The 20,229-nt window shown below is 67.9% G+C and carries 15 protein-coding genes; 11 read left to right on the forward strand and 4 right to left on the reverse strand.

The features are described from left to right. Positions 1 to 191: 191 nt before the first annotated feature. The 3 genes from ACIA73_RS17300 to ACIA73_RS17310 form a co-directional block, all read right to left on the reverse strand. Positions 192 to 401, reverse strand: a complete 210-nt coding sequence (locus tag ACIA73_RS17300) for a DUF397 domain-containing protein (protein ID WP_399439354.1) — start codon at positions 399 to 401, stop codon at positions 192 to 194. Beyond that, positions 398 to 1,225 (reverse strand): Scr1 family TA system antitoxin-like transcriptional regulator, encoded by an 828-nt coding sequence (locus tag ACIA73_RS17305; protein WP_399439355.1) that lies wholly within the window; start codon positions 1,223 to 1,225, stop codon positions 398 to 400. The genes ACIA73_RS17300 and ACIA73_RS17305 overlap by 4 nt, the downstream gene beginning before the upstream one ends. A 1,092-nt stretch (positions 1,226 to 2,317) precedes the next feature. Continuing rightward, a complete protein-coding gene (locus ACIA73_RS17310) occupies positions 2,318 to 2,464 on the reverse strand; it encodes a hypothetical protein (protein ID WP_399439356.1) in 147 nt (48 codons plus the stop codon). A gap of 395 nt (positions 2,465 to 2,859) precedes the next feature. On the opposite strand from ACIA73_RS17310, the gene ACIA73_RS17315 reads away from it, so the two are divergent. The 5 genes from ACIA73_RS17315 to ACIA73_RS17335 all read left to right on the forward strand — a co-directional run bounded on the left by ACIA73_RS17315 (position 2,860) and on the right by ACIA73_RS17335 (position 7,856). Beyond that, the gene (locus ACIA73_RS17315; RefSeq protein WP_399439357.1) at positions 2,860 to 3,204 is read left to right on the forward strand and encodes an SH3 domain-containing protein; all 345 of its coding nucleotides are present in this window, start codon (positions 2,860 to 2,862) and stop codon (positions 3,202 to 3,204) included. 1,063 nt (positions 3,205 to 4,267) lie between these two features. After that, positions 4,268 to 4,636: a hypothetical protein gene (locus ACIA73_RS17320; RefSeq protein WP_399439358.1), complete on the forward strand. Its 369-nt coding sequence runs from the start codon at positions 4,268 to 4,270 to the stop codon at positions 4,634 to 4,636. Beyond that, entirely contained in the window at positions 4,633 to 4,869 is a 237-nt protein-coding gene (locus tag ACIA73_RS17325; protein ID WP_399439360.1) for a hypothetical protein, read from the forward strand. Before ACIA73_RS17320 ends, ACIA73_RS17325 begins: the two co-directional genes overlap by 4 nt. Beyond that, positions 4,866 to 6,200 (forward strand): FtsK/SpoIIIE domain-containing protein, encoded by a 1,335-nt coding sequence (locus ACIA73_RS17330; RefSeq protein WP_399439361.1) that lies wholly within the window; start codon positions 4,866 to 4,868, stop codon positions 6,198 to 6,200. The genes ACIA73_RS17325 and ACIA73_RS17330 overlap by 4 nt, the downstream gene beginning before the upstream one ends. 309 nt (positions 6,201 to 6,509) lie before the next feature. Beyond that, positions 6,510 to 7,856 carry a replication initiator gene (locus tag ACIA73_RS17335; protein ID WP_399439363.1) on the forward strand — a complete coding sequence of 449 codons (1,347 nt, stop codon included), beginning with the start codon at positions 6,510 to 6,512 and terminating at the stop codon, positions 7,854 to 7,856. A 246-nt stretch (positions 7,857 to 8,102) separates the two neighbouring features. Here the strand turns inward: ACIA73_RS17335 and ACIA73_RS17340 are convergent, their stop codons facing one another. Further along, positions 8,103 to 9,722 carry a recombinase family protein gene (locus tag ACIA73_RS17340; RefSeq protein ID WP_399439364.1) on the reverse strand — a complete coding sequence of 540 codons (1,620 nt, stop codon included), beginning with the start codon at positions 9,720 to 9,722 and terminating at the stop codon, positions 8,103 to 8,105. 276 nt (positions 9,723 to 9,998) lie between these two features. Here ACIA73_RS17340 and ACIA73_RS17345 point away from each other — a divergent pair, with 276 nt between their 5' ends. The 6 genes from ACIA73_RS17345 to ACIA73_RS17370 all read left to right on the forward strand — a co-directional run bounded on the left by ACIA73_RS17345 (position 9,999) and on the right by ACIA73_RS17370 (position 20,220). After that, the gene (locus tag ACIA73_RS17345) at positions 9,999 to 11,366 is read left to right on the forward strand and encodes a hypothetical protein (RefSeq protein WP_399439365.1); all 1,368 of its coding nucleotides are present in this window, start codon (positions 9,999 to 10,001) and stop codon (positions 11,364 to 11,366) included. Between the two features lie 288 nt (positions 11,367 to 11,654). Further along, a complete protein-coding gene (locus tag ACIA73_RS17350) occupies positions 11,655 to 12,452 on the forward strand; it encodes a TIGR03936 family radical SAM-associated protein (protein WP_399439366.1) in 798 nt (265 codons plus the stop codon). A gap of 232 nt (positions 12,453 to 12,684) precedes the next feature. Further along, positions 12,685 to 17,148, forward strand: a complete 4,464-nt coding sequence (locus tag ACIA73_RS17355; protein WP_399439367.1) for an Rne/Rng family ribonuclease — start codon at positions 12,685 to 12,687, stop codon at positions 17,146 to 17,148. Positions 17,149 to 17,398: 250 nt separating this feature from the next. After that, positions 17,399 to 18,307, forward strand: a complete 909-nt coding sequence (gene galU / locus ACIA73_RS17360) for a UTP--glucose-1-phosphate uridylyltransferase GalU (protein ID WP_399439368.1) — start codon at positions 17,399 to 17,401, stop codon at positions 18,305 to 18,307. Positions 18,308 to 18,394: 87 nt separating this feature from the next. Continuing rightward, positions 18,395 to 19,132: a sugar phosphate nucleotidyltransferase gene (locus tag ACIA73_RS17365; RefSeq protein ID WP_399439369.1), complete on the forward strand. Its 738-nt coding sequence runs from the start codon at positions 18,395 to 18,397 to the stop codon at positions 19,130 to 19,132. After that, positions 19,120 to 20,220: an iron-containing alcohol dehydrogenase family protein gene (locus tag ACIA73_RS17370; RefSeq protein ID WP_399439371.1), complete on the forward strand. Its 1,101-nt coding sequence runs from the start codon at positions 19,120 to 19,122 to the stop codon at positions 20,218 to 20,220. The genes ACIA73_RS17365 and ACIA73_RS17370 overlap by 13 nt, the downstream gene beginning before the upstream one ends. Positions 20,221 to 20,229 lie beyond the last annotated feature (9 nt).

Here is a 20,229-nt window from a genome sequence, read left to right on the forward strand (position 1 = left end):
CAGTGGGTCTGAGGCCCCGCAGTCCCTCTCGGGGCGGCAGGCGGCTTCTCTGGCTCGGCGTCGGCCAAGGTCGCCGGATGGTGGGGCCCTGTTGCGCGTGGCCCTCCGGCACCAGGACGACAAAAGACCCCGCTACCCCTGTACGTAGGGGCGGCGGGGTCTCGGTGCGTGAACGCCTATGGGCGTACACATCAGATGAGCCCGAGCGTGCCCGTCTTAATGCCTGCCACGAACGCCGAGAACGCGCCTGCGGAAGGGTTCAAAACCGGACCGCTTGGCGACTTGGAATCACGGACGGGGACAACGCCGCGCACGTCGGCAAGGTTGGTGGCGACCTCGATGCACTGGCCGCCGTTGTCGCTGTACGAGGACTTGAACCAACGGAGGGTTTCAGTCGTCACAAGGTGCCCTTTCGTACCTGGTTGATCATGGCCACGGATTCCGCTTGAGAGAGCGCTTCGGCCTGTAGCTGATGGTAGGCCGCGAGCAAGGGCAGTACGAACGCGCTTTCCCGTTCAAGGTGACCCCGTTGCGCAGATTCGGCGTAGGACATGAGGGACCGGTCAGGCAACGTCAGCACTGTCACGGGCAGGTTGAACGGCCGTCGTTCGCCCATCTGAAACGGGGCGACTTGGAACACCGTGTTAGGCAGTTCCGCGAACGCAAGCAGCCGTTCCAACTGGGCGCGCATAACGTCCCCTTGCCCGATGGGTCGCCGGATGCAGCTCTCGTCTAGCACCGCAAGCACCAGCGGTGAGGGTTCCCGGGCTAGTGCTGCCTGTCGCTCGGCTACGAGCGTGACACGCTCGCGTGCCTGGTCAGAGGTGATCGCCTTGCGTCTCACGGCGCTGTCAGCAAGAACCGTTGCGTACTCAGGCGTCTGTAACAACCCGGGAATCACACCCACTTCGTACAGCCGGATCTCTGCCGCGCTGCCCTCGACGTCAACGAACTCGGGGAAGCCTTCCAACAGCCCTAGGTGCCGCACCTTCCGATAGGCACGCTCGAACGTGTCGCTCGTACCCATGGCTGTGTCAGCGCTTCGCGCGAAGCGCAAGGTTGGAAGCTTCCGGCCGGTCTCTACGGAGGAAATATGCGTACTGGAATACCCCATACGCTCCGCTAAGTCCTCCTGCTTCCAGCCCAGTTCTTCACGTGACCGGCGTAGACGCGCCCCGAAGGCTGCCTGAGGGGAACTTTCCGGATCAAGATCTTTACGGTTCAAGTGGCCGCCCACCAACCTTTCGTGCCGATCTGACAGGTTGAGAAGTTCCTAACGGTAAGTCACTCTGGCGCTCCTGGTAGTGGTATCGCTACGGAGAGGAGTGGAAGTGTCTAACCAAGGGACTCCCCCGAAACGCCGTGCCCGTGAGGTCGGCCAATGAGCAGTGCCGCGCGGGCAAGGCTCGCGGCTCTCATGGCGGAGCACGGATCGGACGGGGTTCTGTACATCGAATCCGTGACGATCGAGAGTGCTACCCCGGAGGACGGCGACCTGGCCGAGACCACCAGTGCACTGGATGACCTGGGTGAACGCGTTGCTGAGTACAACGCTCGTCGCCGGACGTTCGGGGGCCTCGGATGAGTACCCGCAGCGTCATGCGGTTCGTGCCGTACACCGTGGTGCAAGACCCGTTGGCTGAGCCCGAGTACGAAGCTGAATGCGTCTCTGGGGACGAAATCGACTGCGGGGCGACGTCTGGTCGTCACCATGAGCCGGGACCGGTGGAAGGGTGGCAGGTCGCCCACACGCGGGAGACCGGGCACCAGCGCTTCCGGCGGGCCTTTCATGACTACGCGATGACTGCCCCGATGGACGGATGGGCGGGAACTGTGGTCCCGACGAGACCGGGTGGCACGCCGTGATGCGGCCCCGCTTACCCGTTCAGTCCGGCGGCATCCTGTGCACCGTCATCGCTCACGGCTCGGCGAACGGTGAGCCCGTGGAAGTCGCGTTGGGAGAGTATCGGGCGTACTCGCCTGCCCTGGCTTGTCACTGGCTCCGGGGCTACGCGCGGTGGATCGCAGACCGGTTGGACCCTGAGCCCGAGTGCAGCGCGGTGCCTCCCGCAGCGCTCTACGTCGTGTCGCCGGGGGTGCCAGACGCTCCCACAGCCCTACGCGACTGGTGCGCGGACGTGATACGGCAATCCGGGGCGGTAGCGGGTCTCGACCATGGACAGCGCATCCGCTTCATGGCGCGGGATGACACGACCGTTTATGAGCTGTCCGCCGTGCCGGTGGCCGTGCCCTCGTCTGAGCCGTTGCGGTCGTCGGAATCGGTCGGTGCGCGGTGACCGGGATGTGTCAGGCAACGTCAACCCTGCCGCCCGAGCTTGTGGCCCTCGCCTGCACGCTCGACCACGGCCACCAGGGTGACCACGAGAACGCTTTCGACCAACGGTGGGATGCCGACCCCAAGGGGCTGCCCGAAGTTGAACTCGCACTCTGCATCGGGTGCCACCGGCTCACTGAAGCCCCGGTCCCGATCCGGTGGATTCAGAGCACAAGCGGCCCCGGAACGACCCTCTACGGCTGCCCCGACTGCGCACCGAACCTCACCCCCGGACCGAGCCCCGACCACATGGTGATGCGTCCGCGAAGGTAGACGCATCGCCCGAACCCAGACAGCGAAACGCCCCGCGCGGCCCAAGTGCCGTGCGGGGCTTCCGCGTTCACCGAAGGAAAGCCCCACCAAGCGGCGGCCTGGTGGGGCTTCTCGCTGCGCATCGATGCCACCGAAGACCTTGACATTTGCAATCGCAAACTGGATCGTCATGTCTCGCACGGCACGTACCGCTCATCCTGACGGTGCGTCAGATACATGTCGAGAGGTTAGTTATGTTGAGGATTCGAAGCGTGAAAGCGGCTGTCGTGATCACGTTGATTGGTCTGTTCGTGGGTCTGCTCGGCGCCTCCGGTGCTGGCGCGTTTGAGGCCCGATCGGCTGGTTCCACTGCGACGATTCGGCATGGTGAGAGTGCTCGGGTGGCCGTGGATGGCTTGCGCCTGAGGTCTGAGCCGCGCAAGCGCGGGTACGTCAAGGGGCTCCTGTACAGGGGCGACAAGGTCTTTGTGAACGAACAGTTCGCATCGTCGGAGCCCGAGCGCGACTGGTACGGCGTCACCTTGATGACTCGCAGTGCAAGCGGGTTGCCCAAGTTCGTGCGCGGCTACGTGCACAAGAGTTACCTGCGTCGGTAGATCCGGCTCACTCCACCAGGTCGCGCCCCTACCACTTCATGGCGGGGACGCGACCGCTACGGCCACACCCGAGACTCGGCCTTGATCCTGAGGCTGAGCCGGCGCAGCTGACTTTGCTGTTGCAATAGTCTTTTGTGCCTCAGTGTGTGGGGCGCGCGCATGCCCACGCGGGCGGTGGGGCGGGCCTTTGGGCGGGAGCTGCCATGGGGCGAGAGGACAGGGGGCCTTACGCTGCTGCGGCGAATCGGGCGGGCGGCTGCCTGCCCGGTGGTTGCGACCGATTGGCCCCCTGTCCTTAGAGGCTCGCCCCATGGTGGCTGCCTAAAGGCTCGCTCCGCCGCCCGCCCCATGCCACCGTGAAAGCCGGATGAGAGAGGGGGAGGCATGAGGCGGAACATTGTGGACTCCTTGCCGACTCGGGGGCGCGGAGTGGTCAGCATCGAGGAAGACAGCCGGGGCCGGAAGTGGATCACTTGCTCCGGCTGCCGGTTGGACCGCTTCGTACCCGGTATCGGGTCGGTGAAGGCTGTCGCGCGGCGGCATGCTGCCACGTGCATCAGGTAGCTGCCGGGGCAGGCACGTGTTCCGGGCCTGGGAGCCTCGCCCTGCTCGGGCCGACTCGGCGGTGAGCGGGCGAGCGTCCGGCCAGGACCGGCGGCACGCCGCAGCCTGGCCGGACGGCTCGACCGCGCGCGCCGTAGGCGCGCCTTGAGTAAGTAGAGAAACTCTAGACAGGCTCCGTGTTCACGGCCGGAGCCCTCAGCCCCTCCGATGGCGCACGGGACGGCTCGGCGTGCGCTCACCAGCCGGAGACCGGGCGCCACTTCGCAGGGCAAGTAGCGGCGCTTACCGCGCTGGCAGGCAACTCGGAGCGCCCGACACCCGGCCTACGCGCGTGGGGTCGAGATGCACCCCCAACTTGACCTGCCTGACGGTCAGTTGGACTCATGAAATCCCTTCGCGCGGACCCCTTGCCAACCCGGAATGACGTGATCCATGATCGAGCCTTCAATGATTGCAGTTGCGAATCCACAGCTACCCGACACGAAAGACAAGGCAACCCGTGAAACAGATACCCGTGGACGCCGCGCGCCTGGGAACCCTCATGTGCGTGGTACCGCCCGAGCCGAGAATTAACCAGGAGACGGGACAGGTCAGAACCGACCAGGACGGCGTCACGATCTTCGTAGTCGGCGTCTCAGTGCGCCAGCAGGCAACCCGGCGCGCTGACGTGATCGACGTCGCGGTGACCGGCGAACCGACCGGAATCACTGAAGGCGCACGCATCACCGTGAGTGACCTCATTGCCATGCACTGGGAAATCGGCGGGCGTAGCGGAGTGTCCTTCCGTGCCTCCGCCATCCTTCCGGCCTCTCCGCCGCCGCCCCCGTCTCCGTCCGCACGCCCCAAGTCGGAGGGTGAGCGCGCATGACACCGATGCCTGATTGGGACTGGATCGCCCTGCTGGAGCGGCTCCAAGGGTTAGCGGCTATTGCTGGCGTCCTCGATCGAACGCCCTTGAGCCCCGGCACTCGGCTGGTCTCCCTGGAGCGTCTCGCGGTGGACGCTGCGGAAGCAACGGAGATAGCCCAATTCGTCGTTGCACGAGTGAAGGCCGGCGAGCCGATGATGTTCGCCGTAGATCAGCAAGGAGGCGTGTTGTGAACTGGATCGCCGTGGTGTGGGTTGCCTCCGCACTGCTCTGCGTCGGCCTTCTCACCCAGTGGTGGTGGGAGCCCTCGGCCAAGCGTTGGTTCGGGCGGCGCCAGGGCGGCCCGTGGGCCTGGTACCTCCTGGGCTTCCCGCTGGCGCTGTGTCGCGTCCGGTGGAGCTGGCGGCGACTGTGCCAACACCTCGACCTTGCGGTCTCACACCGGCCCAAGTACGCAGCGATTGGGCGGCATTCGATGATTCGCAGCACTGCCATCCGCCCCATACCGCCGCGCCTCGGCCTGCTACGGGTCTCGTCGCTGGGCTTCAGCGTCCGGGTGCGGCTTCACCCCGGGCAAACCCCCCTGGAGTTCCTGGTGGCCGCTGAGGCGTTCGCGCACGCCTGGCGCGTGCACTCGGTGCGGGTGATCTCACCTCAGCGCGGAGAGATCCTGATCATCGCTACCGCTCGTGATCCCTTCGAGGAAAGCGAAACATGGCGCCGATTCCCCGCCCCCCGGCTCCTGGCGGCCGTGGTGGGTCGGCTGGCCGACGGCGCGGCCTGGGTCATCGACCTTCGGAAGATCCCGCATTGGCTGATCACCGGCGCCACGCAATCCGGAAAGTCGACGCTCTTGGCGGCACTCGTTACCGAACTGGGCTCGCAGCGAATTGCCTTGGTTGGAATCGACTGCAAGGGCGGGATGGAACTTGGCCTCTTCAGCCGTCGGCTGTCCGCGCTGGCTACCAACAGGCAGGAAGCCATCGAGCTGTTATCGGCCCTGATCACAGAATTGAAGGACCGAACTTTCCAATGCCGTGCTGCGGGCGTCCGATCCATTTGGGACCTCGACGACGATGAACGCCCGACACCAATTGTCGTCGTGGTGGACGAAATCGCCGAACTCTTCCTTGCGGGGGCTTCCCTGTCGGACCGTAAGGAATCAGTGGAGTGCTCCAACCTCCTCTTGCGTATTGCGCAACTCGGAGCGGCATTGGGCATCTATCTGATCGTGTCGGCACAACGGTTCGGATCGGACTTGGGGCCTGGCGCAACTGCCCTTCGCGCACAGCTCGGTGGGCGTGTCTGCCACCGCGTGAACGATGAGGCGACGGCCCAAATGACCCTAGGCGACCTGGCCCCGGATGCTGTGGCAGTCGCGCAGTTGATCACCGAGACAGAACAGGGCGTCGCGGTAACCACTTCTGGAGGGGCCTGGATTCGGGCACGCTCTCACCTCATCACTCCCGATCAAGCACGTGAGTATTCGGAACGTAATCGCGATCAAGCACCTTGGCTGAATGCTCTTAATCGGCGACCCACAAGGGAGGCTGAGAGTGGATAGTGCGGCTTCGCTGTCCCTGGTCGTTGTCTTCGGGATTATCACGGTGCTGCTTGTGCGGTCACGTGAAGTCCCTTGGTGGGTCGCAGTTCTTATCGGCCTGTTCGGTTTCTACCTGGCTCTCACTCCAGCCGTCTACATGATCGGCGGAATGGTTGATTGGGTGGTGCGAAGGCTGGTCGCTTAGGGGGATTCATGATTTCAAGTTTCCGATGCCCGGCCTGTCGGCGGATCCGCTGGCGGACGATCGGGGGGCGTTTCAGGCGATGCCGTTGCTACAGAGTCCATCGCGACGAAAGGTCATAGGTTGAAGTGAAGTCGGACTCTGAGGGGCAGCGCTCCGTTCTCAGCGGGACGGGGCGCTTTCTCCTCATCTCTGAAGTTGACCGCGATTTGATCCGGCTGGCACAAGATCCCAATTTCGAAAGATGGCTCACGCAGGTACGCCGCACTGGCGGCTGCTCGCATCCTATTCATTTGTCCGGGCGGACTACCAAAGTTGATCCACGTACTGGTGCGGTAATAGCCGACTTTGATACGGCGTCTGAACCGGGAGAACGTATTTTGATCCGTTGTGGAAACCGTCGCCACGAACGGTGTCAGCCCTGCTCATACGTCTTCGCCGGCGACAGCTTTCACCTAATTCGATCAGGGCTCATGGGTGGCAAAGGGGTGCCCATTGAGGTATCTGCGAATCCCATGGTCTTTGTCACGCTAACAGCCCCTTCCTTCGGTGCTGTCCATCGACTCTCTAACGGCGATACCAAATGCGCTTGCCTGGCTGAACACGCGGAGGGAGAAAGCTTGGTAGGGCAACCGATTCACGCTCACTCGTATGACTACAGTGGCCACGCCTTGTGGAACTCACTATCCGGCGAACTCTGGAACCGCACCATACGCAACATGTATAGAGAATGTGCAAGGGTGCAGGGAATTCCAAAAGCACGCCTCAGGGATCATCTGACGTTGAGCTATGCGAAAGTTGCCGAATACCAAAAGAGGGGGGCAATACACTTCCATGCGATCATACGCGCTGACGGGCCTTCCGCATTCGGTCAGGCTCCTCCAGTGTGGATTGCATCTGAATCCTTGACTTCGGCTCTCACGGTTTCCGTTCGTAGGACTGAAATGCAAACTCCATACTCAATGGCGACAGGAGAACATTGTATTCACTGGGGTAATCAAATGGATGTTCACAGTATTGAGAAAGGGGACGGATACGACGGTGCCGCCGTTGCTTCATATGTCGCAAAGTATGTAACAAAGAGCGTCTCTGGAGTGGGCGGTGTAGACCATGCTGTGAAGTCGGCGGAGGAACTCGAATTGCTCCCCGTAACCCCTCATGTGCGCGCCTTGATGGCTGCTTGCCAGCGTCTCGGGAGTGCTCCCGGCCTTGAGGCCCTGCGGCTCAGTGAATGGGCTCATGCGCTCGGCTACCGAGGGCACGTTTTAACGAAGTCCCGGGGGTATTCAACCACCTACAAGGCATTGAGAAAAGCTCGGGAGGATTTCAGGAACCCATCTAATGAAGAAGTGGCGTCCGAGTCTTATGCGTCCTGGCGTTACGTGGGCTCCGGGTATTCGCCGGGGGAAGACGAGATAGCGCGGGGTGTGGCGCAGGATCTAGCTGTCATTCGAGACCTCAAGCGGGATATATGAATCCTGCGCACGCTCGTTGAAGCGGGAGGGGGCGTGTATTCCAACGGAACAGAAGCGGGAGGCAGAAGCGGGGTTTAATGCGGGCGTTAGGAACGGCTCTAAGTGCGTGATCGAATGTGAGGTTGTGATTGTGTCGGAAGACGGAGAGGAGGAGCCTTTCGATTTCGACTTATGGTCTGGTGGTGACGAATGAAGCCGCCCCCCTATCGGCAGGGTGGGCGGCTTCATCTGTGCGGTTCGTGCGAGCTAGAAAACTTCCTTGAAATCATCCTGTGTGATCACAAGGCGGCTTCGCACGTCTTTTGGAATCTGTACCTTCATGTGGATACGGGGGGCCCTTACCTTGGGCACCTTGGTTCGCTTGATCCTGGCGACTACGCCGACACGGCGAAGATCAGCAGCCATGGCTTCGGCGCCTCCTTCGTGCCAGCGTTCCCGGAACGTCTTGCCGTTGTGTACGGCTTCCCAGCGGTCTTCGGTGGACTCCGGCGTCACGGCTTCCAACTCCGCCATAAGCTTGTCCAAGGTCTTCTCCGCCTGCTCCTTGGTGAACCGGGTCTTCACGAAGCGCCCGCCGGGTTCCAGTTCCTTCATGTAGTAGCTGACGGATTCCTCCAACCGCTTCCGCTCCCTGCGGGCCTCCGCGCCCTGGCGGTACTCGCGTGTCATGACGGGCTCCTGGCCCAGTACGCGCAGAACTTCGCCCACCAGCTTGCTGTCAATGTCCGATGGGTTGGGGGCTCCTTGCCCACCTCCCGGGCACTCGTTGCACCGCAGATACGAGTACTCGCGGCCTTTGGTCGTCGTGTTCTGCACGGTCATGTTCGTCTCGCAGTCATCGCAGATGAGCACACCGAGGAACTTGGTTGCCCCGCCGGGCGTGCGGGTCGGCTGCTTCTTCGACTGACGGTCCAGGGCAACCTGAAGATCATCGAACTCTTCATCTGTGAAGACACCGGGGGCAACCCTGATCGGCCTGCCGTCGCTCCCCAGCACGACCCTGGACCGGCGTACCCCGCCGTTCTTGTCCTCTTCTACCCGGTAGCCCATGAGGGCCGGGTTCCTGAGCCGACGCAGCAGCGTGGCGGCCGTCAGGCTTGGGCCGCAGAGTCCAGCGCGAATGAGGACCTTGGCCATGCGCCTTGCAGAAGCGCGACGGTTCCGCATCGCCGCCTTCCGGCACCAACGCAGCGCCTTGACTGCGTCCGGGTCGTGGACAAGTGCGACCTTGCCGTTCTCGTCCCGTGCAGTCATGAAGCCGTAGGCGGGCTTGCCCACCAGCCACTCACTCTGAGTCTTGGTGTAGTCCCAGAGGCTTGTCACGCGGGTGCTGGTGTTTGCGGCCTCGATCTCGGCGATACCGCCGATGATCGTGACCATGATCTTCCCGGCCGTGGTGGTCAGGTCGATCAAGTCGTTCTTGGAGACCAGGTTCTTCCTGTACTTCAGGCTCCAATCGATCATGGTGCTGAGGTCGGTGAGGCGACGTACGAAGCGGTCCAGCTTCCAGAAGAGCAGTACGTCGAATTCCGGTACCCGGTTGTTCAGCCAGTCGCCCAGCTCTTTCCTCTTCCACGGCGGGACCTTCGTGGCGGATACGTTGAGGTCGCTGGCAACTCCCACCACGCGCCAACCACGCTCCCTCGCCAACACACGGAGGTCGAGTTCCTGCCGGACGGGAGAGGTGGTGTCGTCGGTCAGTACCGACAGCCGTACAGAGATCAGCACCCGGGGTGAGTCGTCGGGTAAGAGTGCTTCAGCCTCCTTCAGTTCCTCCAAGAGGCGCAGATCTGCCGCTGTCCACTCGGTCTCGACGCCGTACTTCTGCTGGTCCGCTGCGGTGCGCGTTCGCGTTCGTTTTCCCATGGCACAAGACGGTAGATAGATTTAGGGCTGTGTCCATATGCCCGCAGATGGACACCAGCATCCAGATCGGCCCGACCGGCAAGAAACTCCTCCCGCTGAGCGTGGTCAAGTAGCGCCTGCGGTACGAAAGCTGACACAGGGCCCGGCCCGGGGCGACACCCCGGGCCGGGCCTTCGCCGCAGCCACGCCGCAGTGAACACCCCGGTACGGGATCCGAACGGACCGCTGACGCGTCCTGGAGGGGAAGCGGCGCGGGAAACAACGGGGAGGACCGGGATGGATCTTGAGAAGCGGCCACCGCAGCAGCCCGAGCGGCAGGGGCAGCCCCCGGCGTACCAGGAAGGCTGTCTGACCGCGTTCATCAGGATCCCGGTGCGCCTCGTGGTCCTGGTCGTCGTCATCCCCGTACGAGTGGTGTGGGACGTGCTGCGCGGCGGTGTGGAACTGCTGCGGCGGGGAGTGCCCGCGCTGGGCCGGGCCGTGTTCGCCGACTTCCCCAAGTGGATCTACGAGACGCTGCTCACACCCGTGGGACACGGGACGCGGTGGCTCGCCCGCGCCCTCTTCGTCACTCCGTGGGCGGCACTGTGGCGGCATGTGGTCGCACCCGCCGCCGGATGGCTCTACGCCAGCCTGCTGAGCCCGCTCGGGCGGGGGCTGCGGTGGCTCGCACGGAACCTCGGGGCCGGGATCGCGGCACTCGGGCGCGGGCTGTGGGCCGGGGTCGTGTGGATCGTCATGACCCTCGGAGTCACACCGGTGGTGTGGCTCTACGGCACGGTGCTGACCCCGGTGGGGCACGGGCTGCGGTGGCTGGCGCGGAACCTGGGCGCCGGGATCGCCGTCGCCGCGCGGGGTGTGTGGGCGGCCGTGGTGTGGTGCGTGGCGACGTTGCTGGTGCTGCCGGTGAGGGCTGTGTACCGGTACGTGCTGACCCCGGTGGGGCATGGGCTGTGGTGGCTGGCGCGGAACCTCGCGGCCGGGATCGCGGCCGGGGCGCGGGGAGTGTGGGCCGCTCTGAGGTGGTGCGGGCGGACGTTGATCGTGGCGCCGCTGGTGTGGACGTACCGCCAGGTGCTCGCTCCCGTCGGGCGTGGCATCTCGTGGGCGGTACGGGGCTTCGGACGTGCCGTGGCGTGGTGTGTGCGGACGCTGCTGGTGGGGCCCTTGGTCTGGCTGGGCAAGGAGTTGGTGGCCGCGCTGAAGATCTGCTGGCAGGTCGCCGGGTATGTGTCCCGGGCGCTGGGGCGGGGCGTGAAGTGGGTGTTGTGGAATGCGCTCGGCCGCCCGGTGCGCGGCGTCTACCGGAGCGTGCTCACCCCGGTCGGGCACTGGCTGCGCGACGGCGTCCTGCGCCCCTTCGGGCGAGCGGTCGCCGGCACGGGCCGGGCCGTCCGTACGGCGGGCCGCACGGCCCGTGAAGCCGTCCGTGCGGCGCGGCAGTCGGCCCGCGCCGCCCTCCGTGAGGCCCGCGCCTCGCTGCGGGCCGCACGCAAGGACGCCTGGCGAAGCCTGGTGGGCGGGGCCCCGGCGCCGGCCCCGCAGCAGCCGGCGCGGGTGGCGACGTTGGCACCGATGGCGTCGGCGGAGGCGGCCCCGGTGGTGGAACCGGCCACCAAGCCGGCCCTGGTCAAGGAAGCCTGACCACGTATCCACACGTCAGCACGCCACCCAACGCGAGCCCCCGCCACCCACCCGGGAACCATGCGCGCCCCCGGCGCGTACTCTGGGTAGTACAACGACTGCCCCCGGCGCGGCACCCGGACCCGAGATCTCCCAGCGGAGCACTACCGCAGGGGTGAACCGGACGGAATCGAGAGCCGCACGGGGTCACCCACAGGCCTGTGGGCGCGCGGAAGACGCGCCGCCCCGCACCGAGGAGAAGAACCACTGGGCAAGCGACAGCCCGAAGGCCCGCCGCCCGCACCGGCGGTGCAGCGCATCCGACTGCGCTACACCAAGCGCGGCCGCCTCCGGTTCACCAGCCACCGTGACTTCCAGCGCGCCTTCGAGCGGGCCCTGCGCCGAGCCGAGGTGCCCATGGCGTACTCGGCCGGCTTCACCCCGCACCCCAAGGTCAGCTACGCCAACGCGGCCCCCACCGGCACCGGCTCCGAGGCCGAGTACCTGGAGATCGCCCTCACCGCGCACCGCGACCCCGCGCCACTGCGCCGACTGCTCGACGAGTCGATGCCCGACGGCCTCGACATCATCGACGCCGTCGAGTCCCGTACGTCGGGGCTCGCCGACCGGCTGACCGCCTCCGTCTGGGAGCTTCGCCTGGGCGGCGTCACGGAGGAGGAAGCGGCCAGGGCCGTGGACGTCTTCCTGGCCGCCGAGACCGTCGAGGTCCAGCGGCGCACCAAGAACGGCATGCGCAGCTTCGACGCCCGCGAGGCCGTCGTCGAGATGACAGCGGTCCCCGCGGCGGACGCACAGGACGCCGGCGATAGGCCGGTGGCGGAGCCCTGTGCGATACTGCGGCTGGTAGTGCGGCACATGACACCCGCCGTACGACCCGACGACGTCCTTTCCGGTCTCCACGCTGTGGCCGACCTCGCGCCGCCGGTCCCCGCAGCGGTGACCAGGCTGGCGCAGGGGCTTCTCGACGAGGAGTCCGGAACGGTGACCGACCCGCTCGCGCCCGACCGCGAGGCGGCGACGGCAGGCTCTACCACAGCCCCCGCACCCGCCACCGCGAAGGCGCCGGAAGGTTCCGGTTCCGCCTGAGGACGGCCGTCACCGCGCAGCCCTGGCACCCGGGAGCCACCTGGGTCGGGACGCGCACCTAACCGGACTTTCGCCAGGCCGCATGCCATGAGGCAGACGGAACCGGCGAGTTGGACAACAGCTCCCGTGCGGCGCCCGCGCCCCGGACGGTGGCCCCGCGCATCACTGCGCGAGGGCCGCGGCCGGACCGGATTCAGGCGCGGCGCCCGGGAGCGTGACGGGAGAACCCCGCATGCTTGAGCCGATCGAACCCGCTGAGGCCGAGAAGAACGCTTCGCCCAGCGACACACTGCCGCCGCGCCGCAGGCGCCGCGCGGCCTCGCGTCCCGCCGGGCCCCCCGGCGCGACCCCGCAGCAGGACCAGCCGGACCCGTCGGATGCCGCCAAGACCGTAGAGGCCGCGGCTCCGGCCATACCGGCCGGAGAGGGTGCCGTGAGCGACACCACTGACCAGACGAACAGCACCAACGAAGAGCCGGCCGCCCCGGCGCGCCCGCGCCGCCGTGCGGTGCGCAAGGCGACCGCCCCGGCGGGCTCGCCCGCACCGGTCGCCGAGAGCGCCGCCACCGGGAGCGCTGCCCCCGCGACCGCGGCGGCTGAGGCCGTGGAGGCCCCGGCCGCCGAGGAGACCCCGGCGCCGCGTACCCGCCGTCGTGCGGTACGCAAGGCGACGGCACCCGCGGGTGCGCCCGCGGAGGCAGAGGCGGCCGCCCCCGCCGAGGAGGCGCCGGCCGCCGAGAGCGCTGCTCCGGTACGTCGCCGGGCTTCGCGCAAGGCGACCGCCCCGGCGGGTGCGCCCGCCGCCGAGGCCGCTCCGGTGGCCGAGCCCGCCGCCGAGGCCGTGGAGGCCCCGGCCGCCGAGGAGACCCCGGCGCCGCGCGCCCGCCGTCGCGCGGTGCGCAAGACGGCCGCTCCGGCTGTGGAGGCCGTGGCCGCGGAAGCTGTGGCTCCGGCCGAGGCACCGGCCGAGCCCGTCGCCGTACGGGAAGAAGCGCCCCGGGACGAGGAGCCGGCCGCTCCGGCGCCGCGTGCCCGTCGTCGGGCGACCCGGAAGGCGACCGCCCCGGCGGGCTCGCCCGCTCCGGCCGCCGAGGTCGTCGCGGAGGCACCGGCCGCCGTGGAGGCTCCGGTCGAATCCGACGCCGCAGCGCAGACGGCCGAGCCCGTCGCCGTCACGCAGACGGAGGAAGAAGCGGCCGCTCCGGCGCCGCGCTCGCGTCGTCGTGCCGTGCGCAAGGCCACTGCTCCGGCGGGTGCCCCGGCCGCCGCCGAGGAGATCGTGGCCGAGCCGGCCGTCGCCGTCGCGGAGCCGGTCGTACAGGCCGAACCCGCGCAGACCGAACCCGCGCAGACCGAGGACGAGGCGCCGCGTGGGCGCAACCGTCGCCGGGCGAGCCGTCCGGCCGCCACCCCGAAGTTCACCGCCGAGCCGGCCGCCGCTGCCGAGCCGGAGACGCCCTCCGCGGGTTCCGCGAAGAAGAAGGACGAGGCCCCCGCGCCGCGTTCGCGCCGTCGGGCCGAGCGTCCGGCCGTCGCCGTGTTCCAGGCGCCGGTGTTCTCCGAGCCGATGTTCCAGACGCCGGAGACCGCCGCCATGGCCGCGGTCGCGCCGGTCGAGGAGCCGGAGGAGGACGAGGAGACCGAGTCGGTCGTCGAGGCTCCGGTCCAGGAGGCCGCCGAGCCCGCGCAGTCCGGCGGCCGACGTCGCCGTCGCCGCCGCGGCGAGCAGGCCGAGGACGCGCAGCCGCGCCGCCACGAGGCCCCCGTACCGGAAGAGGCCGTGCAGGAGGAGGCCGACGAGGACTCCGAGCAGGGCCACGAGAGCCACGAGGAGTCCGAGGACGCCGACGACCGCAGGGCGCGCCGTCGCCGTCGCGGTGGCCGCCGCCGTCGCCGGGGCGAGCCCCTCGACGAGCACGACAACGACCCCCAGGACGACTCCGCCGAGCAGCCCGCCGCCGCTCAGGAGTCCGATGAGGACGACTCCGACGACCACGACGACGAGCACCAGGGCGGTGGCTCCTCCAGCAGCCGCCGTCGCCGTCGCCGTCGCCGTCGCAGCGGTGACTCGGGCCACGACGAGGCCGTGAACGGTGGCTCCGACGACCCCGAGCGCACCGTCGTCAAGGTCCGCGAGCCCCGCAAGAAGGAGGCCGCCGCCGAGCGCGAGCCCGGCACCGGCTTCGACGAGGTCCAGTCCATCAAGGGCTCGACCCGTATGGAGGCCAAGAAGCAGCGTCGCCGCGAGGGCCGCGAGCAGGGCCGCCGCCGCGTCCCGATCATCACCGAGGCCGAGTTCCTGGCCCGCCGCGAGGCCGTCGAGCGCGTCATGGTCGTCCGCCAGAACGGCGAGCGCACCCAGATCGGCGTCCTTGAGGACAACATCCTGGTCGAGCACTACGTCAACAAGGAGCAGTCGACGTCCTACGTCGGCAACGTCTACCTCGGCAAGGTGCAGAACGTCCTCCCGTCCATGGAGGCCGCGTTCATCGACATCGGCAAGGGCCGCAACGCCGTCCTGTACGCCGGTGAGGTCAACTTCGAGGCGCTCGGCATGGCCCACGGGCCGCGCCGCATCGAGACCGCCCTCAAGTCCGGCCAGTCGGTCCTGGTGCAGGTCACCAAGGACCCGATCGGCCACAAGGGTGCGCGTCTGACCAGCCAGGTCTCGCTGCCGGGCCGTTACCTCGTGTACGTCCCCGAGGGCTCGATGACCGGCATCAGCCGCAAGCTCCCGGACACCGAGCGCGCCCGGCTGAAGACCATCCTCAAGAAGATCGTCCCCGAGGACGCCGGCGTCATCGTGCGCACGGCCGCCGAGGGCGCGAGCGAGGACGAACTGCGCCGCGACGTCGAGCGTCTGCAGGCCCAGTGGGAGGACATCCAGAAGAAGGCGAAGAGCAACACGGCGACCAACGCGCCGACGCTGCTCTACGGCGAGCCGGACATGACCGTCCGCGTCGTCCGCGACATCTTCAACGAGGACTTCTCCAAGGTCATCGTCAGCGGTGACGAGGCGTGGGAGACGATCTACGGTTACGTCGCCCATGTCGCCCCGGACCTCACGGACCGGCTGAAGCGCTGGACCTCCGAGGTCGACGTCTTCGCGACGTACCGCATCGACGAGCAGCTGATGAAGGCGCTGGACCGCAAGGTCTACCTGCCGTCCGGCGGTTCGCTGGTGATCGACAAGACCGAGGCGATGATCGTCGTCGACGTCAACACCGGGAAGTTCACCGGTCAGGGCGGCAACCTCGAAGAGACCGTCACGAAGAACAACCTCGAAGCGGCCGAGGAGATCGTGCGACAGCTGCGGCTGCGCGACCTCGGCGGCATCGTCGTCATCGACTTCATCGACATGGTCCTGGAGAACAACCGGGACCTGGTGCTCAGGCGTCTCCTGGAGTGCCTGGGCCGTGACCGCACCAAGCACCAGGTGGCCGAGGTCACCTCGCTGGGTCTGGTCCAGATGACCCGCAAGCGGGTCGGCCAGGGCCTCCTGGAGTCCTTCTCCGAGACCTGCGTCCACTGCAACGGGCGCGGCGTCATCGTCCACATGGAGCAGCCCACCGCCACCGGCGGGGGCGGCGGCTCCAAGCGTGCGAAGAAGCGCGGCAAGGGCGGCAACGGAGGCGACCAGGAACAGGGTCACGAGCACGAGCACGCCCACGACCATGACCACGGTCAGGACGAGGACGCGCACGAGACCGAGGCGGAGGTCGCCGCGGAGGTGGCCGCGCCGATCGCGCTGCCGTCGCCCGAGTTCGTACCGGACGAGGACCTGTACAGCAGCGCCTTCGAGGCCGAGGCGGCCGCATCGCGCGGTGGCCGTGGGCGTCGTCGCTCCCGCAAGGCGTCGGCCCCGGCCGGTGCGCCGCGCGGCAAGACCTCGCCTGCCGACTACATCGAGCACGCGTCGCCGATGAAGGGGAGGGGTGCCGAGGCGGCCGAGGCCGAGCCGGTGGCAGTGGTCGAGGCGGCCGCGGTCGTCGACACTCCTGCTCCGGTCGAGGCTGTTGAGGTTGTCGCCGAGGTTGCCGAGGCCGTCCGGCCCGCGGAGGCCGTCGGGGCCGAGGCCGTGGTGGCCGCGCCGCGCGGTCGTCGCCGGGCCACTCGCAAGGCGTCGGCCCCGGCCGGTTCGCCGAAGAGTGCCGAGGCGCCCGCCGCCGCGGTGACCGTGGTGGAGGAGGCGGCTCCGGCTGCCGGGTCCGCCGAGGTCAAGGCTGCTGAGCCGGTGGCTGCCGAAGCGCCGGCCGACGCACCCGCCGAGGCCCCGGCCCAGGCGCCGGTCGAGGCACCCGCCGAGGCCGCTCCGCCGCGGGCCCGCCGCAGGGCGACCCGTAAGGCGACCGCACCCGCGGGTTCGCCCGCCGGGTCGGTCGAGGCTGCTGTGCTCGTCGTGGAGTCCACGCCGGCGCCGGCCCCGACTGCCGAGGCGGACACCGCCGCCGAGGCAGCGGCACCCGAGGGTGACCAAGCTCCGGCACCGGCCAAGAAGACGGCACGCAAGACCGCCGCCAAGAAGGCCGCACCGGCGAAGAAGGCCGCCGCCAAGAAGACGACGACGGCCAAGAAGACCGCAGCGAAGAAGACCGCCACCAAGACGGCTTCCAAGACGGCGGCGAAGAAGACCGCGAAGAAGACGGCCGCGGCGGAGCAGTCCACGCCGTCCGTGACCGCTCCCGCGCAGGACTGACGCACCGAGCAGCACCAGCGGTAACCGAGCAGCACCAGCGGTACCAGCAGTACCCGTGTGATCTGCGGAGTCCGGTCCAGGCCGGAACCGGGGTGGCCAGTGCCCGAACCAAGGCGCTGGCCACCTCGGTGTCCGCGGGCATCACAGGGGTCCTGGAGCACCACTTGCTTTTCCGTACCCCTCAGGCCCAACCGCCCCTCAGGCCGGACGGCCGCGAAATGTCCCTGAACGACGGAGAGTTCGTAATCCCATGAGCAACAACGCCACCCCCCGTCCCATACGTAAGGCCGTCATCCCGGCCGCGGGACTCGGCACCCGCTTCCTTCCCGCCACCAAGGCGACGCCCAAGGAGATGCTGCCGGTCGTCGACAAGCCGGCCATCCAGTACGTGGTCGAGGAAGCGGCCGGGGCGGGACTCTCCGACGTACTCATGATCACCGGTCGTAACAAGCGCGCTCTCGAAGACCACTTCGACCGCAACTACGAACTGGAGTCCGCCCTCACCAAGAAGGGTGACGCCGACCGCCTCGCCCGGGTGCAGGAGTCCAGCGACCTCGCGACCATGCACTACGTCCGCCAGGGCGACCCGCGCGGCCTCGGCCACGCCGTCCTGTGCGCCGCCCCGCACGTCGGCAACGAGGCGTTCGCCGTCCTCCTCGGCGACGACCTGATCGACCCCCGCGACCCGCTGCTCGCCCGCATGGTCGAGGTTCAGCAGACGTACGGCGGCAGCGTCGTCGCGCTGATGGAGGTCGACCCGGAGCAGATCCACCTGTACGGCTGCGCGGCCGTCGAGACCACCGCCGACGGCGACGTCGTGAAGATCACCGGCCTGGTCGAGAAGCCCGCCACCGCGGAGGCCCCCAGCAACCTGGCGATCATCGGCCGTTACGTCCTGGACCCGGCGGTCTTCGACGTCCTGCGCCACACCGCCCCCGGGCGCGGCAACGAGATCCAGCTCACCGACGCACTCCAGACGATGGCGGCCGACGAGAAGGTCGGCGGCCCGGTGCACGGCGTCGTCTTCAAGGGCCGCCGCTACGACACCGGCGACCGCGGCGACTACCTGAAGGCCATCGTCCGCCTCGCCGCCGAGCGCGAGGACCTGGGCCCGGACTTCAAGTCGTGGCTGCGCGGCTACGTCGCGGAGGAGATGTAGACCTCAACAGGTCTGTCTTCCCCTCCCTTTTCCACCACCGCACCACCACCGCACCACCCCCGCTCGACCTGCTCGAAGGAGAACCTCATGATCGGCCTGGTACTGGCGGCCGGCGCCGGACGGCGTCTGCGTCCCTACACCGACACGCTGCCCAAGGCGCTCGTCCCCGTCGACGGCGAGACCACCGTCCTGGACCTCACCCTGGGCAACTTCGCCAAGGTCGGCCTGACCGAGGTCGCGATCGTCGTCGGCTACCGCAAGGAAGCCGTCTACGCCCGCCAGGCCGAGCTGGAGTCGAAGTACGGCGTGAAGCTCACGCTCATCGACAACGACAAGGCCGAGGAGTGGAACAACGCCTACTCCCTGTGGTGCGCCCGTGAGGTCCTCAAGCAGGGCGTCATCCTCGCCAACGGCGACACCGTGCACCCGGTGTCCGTCGAGGAGACCCTGCTCGCCGCGCGCGGCAAGGGCCAGCAGATCATCCTCGCCCTCGACACGGTGAAGAACCTCGCCGACGAGGAGATGAAGGTCATCACCGACGAGTCCGGCGCGGTGCAGAAGATCACCAAGCTGATGGACCCGTCGACCGCATCCGGCGAGTACATCGGCGTCACGCTGATCGAGCCGGAGGCCGCCGAGGCCCTCGCCGACGCGCTGCGGACCACCTTCGAGCGGGACCCCGACCTCTACTACGAGGACGGCTACCAGGAGCTCGTCAACCGCGGTCTGCGCATCGACGTGGCCCCGATCGGCGACCTCAAGTGGGTCGAGATCGACAACCACGACGACCTGGCCAAGGGCCGGGAAATCGCGTGCCTGTACTGACTCGGCTGATCCCCTCGCCGGTGGCCGTCGACATCTCCAGGGGCGCCCTGGACGATCTCGCCGGCCTCCTGGCGGACCAGCGGATCTCCGGCTCGGGCAAGCTGGCCATCGCCATCAGCGGCGGGTCGGGACGGGTGCTGAAGGAGAAACTGGCACCCGTCCTGCCCGACGCCGACTGGTACCCGGTCACCGCCGGCACCATCGACGCGGCGGTCGCGCTCGCCGAGGAGATGAAGGGCCGCAAACGGTACGACGCCGTGGTCGGCCTCGGCGGCGGCAAGATCATCGACGTCGCGAAGTACGCGGCGGCGCGGATCGGCCTGCCCATGGTCGCCGTCGCGACGAACCTGTCGCACGACGGCCTGTGCTCCCCGGTGTCCATCCTGGACAACGACAACGGGCGCGGCTCGTACGGCGTCCCCACGCCGATCGCGATGCTCATCGACCTCGACGTCATCCGCGAGGCGCCGGCCCGTTTCGTACGCTCGGGAATCGGCGACGCACTGTCCAACATCTCGGCGGTGGCCGACTGGGAGCTGTCCCACCGGGTCAACGGCGAGAAGGTGGACGGGCTCGCGGCGGCCATGGCGCGGCAGGCCGGTGAAGCCGTGCTGCGCCACCCCGGCAACGTCACCCAGGACGCGTTCCTCACCGTGCTCTCCGAGGCGCTCGTCCTGTCCGGCATCTCCATGTCGATCAGCGGCGACACCCGGCCCTCGTCGGGCGCCTGCCACGAGATCAGCCACGCCTTCGACCTGCTGTTCCCGGAGCGCTCCGCGCTGCACGGCGAGCAGGTCGGCATCGGCGCGGTCTTCGCGATGCACCTGCGCGGGGCGCACGAGGAGGCCGGGCTGTTCGCGGACGTACTGCGCCGGCACGAGCTGCCGGTGCTGCCCGGCGACATCGGCTTCACCGTCGACGAATTCGTCCAGGCAGTGACGTACGCACCGCAGACCCGCCCGGGACGCTTCACCATCCTGGAACACCTGGACCTCTCCGAGGACGGCATCAGGGACGCCTACAGCACCCTGGTGAAGTCGATCGGCGAGTCCACTGGACAACCGGGCACCGCCCCCAGCCCGGTTTGACCGGGCCGG

This window comes from Streptomyces sp. NPDC051561 (assembly GCF_044454195.1).
Lineage (GTDB): Bacteria > Actinomycetota > Actinomycetes > Streptomycetales > Streptomycetaceae > Streptomyces.

Coding starts and splice junctions, on each gene's coding strand:
- ACIA73_RS17325 (WP_399439360.1), top strand. CDS start 4,633: ATGACACCGATGCCTGATTGGGACTGGATCGCCCTGCTGGAGCGGCTC.
- ACIA73_RS17340 (WP_399439364.1), bottom strand. CDS start 9,722: ATGGGAAAACGAACGCGAACGCGCACCGCAGCGGACCAGCAGAAGTAC.
- ACIA73_RS17345 (WP_399439365.1), top strand. CDS start 9,999: ATGGATCTTGAGAAGCGGCCACCGCAGCAGCCCGAGCGGCAGGGGCAG.
- ACIA73_RS17355 (WP_399439367.1), top strand. CDS start 12,685: ATGCTTGAGCCGATCGAACCCGCTGAGGCCGAGAAGAACGCTTCGCCC.
- galU (WP_399439368.1), top strand. CDS start 17,399: ATGAGCAACAACGCCACCCCCCGTCCCATACGTAAGGCCGTCATCCCG.
- ACIA73_RS17365 (WP_399439369.1), top strand. CDS start 18,395: ATGATCGGCCTGGTACTGGCGGCCGGCGCCGGACGGCGTCTGCGTCCC.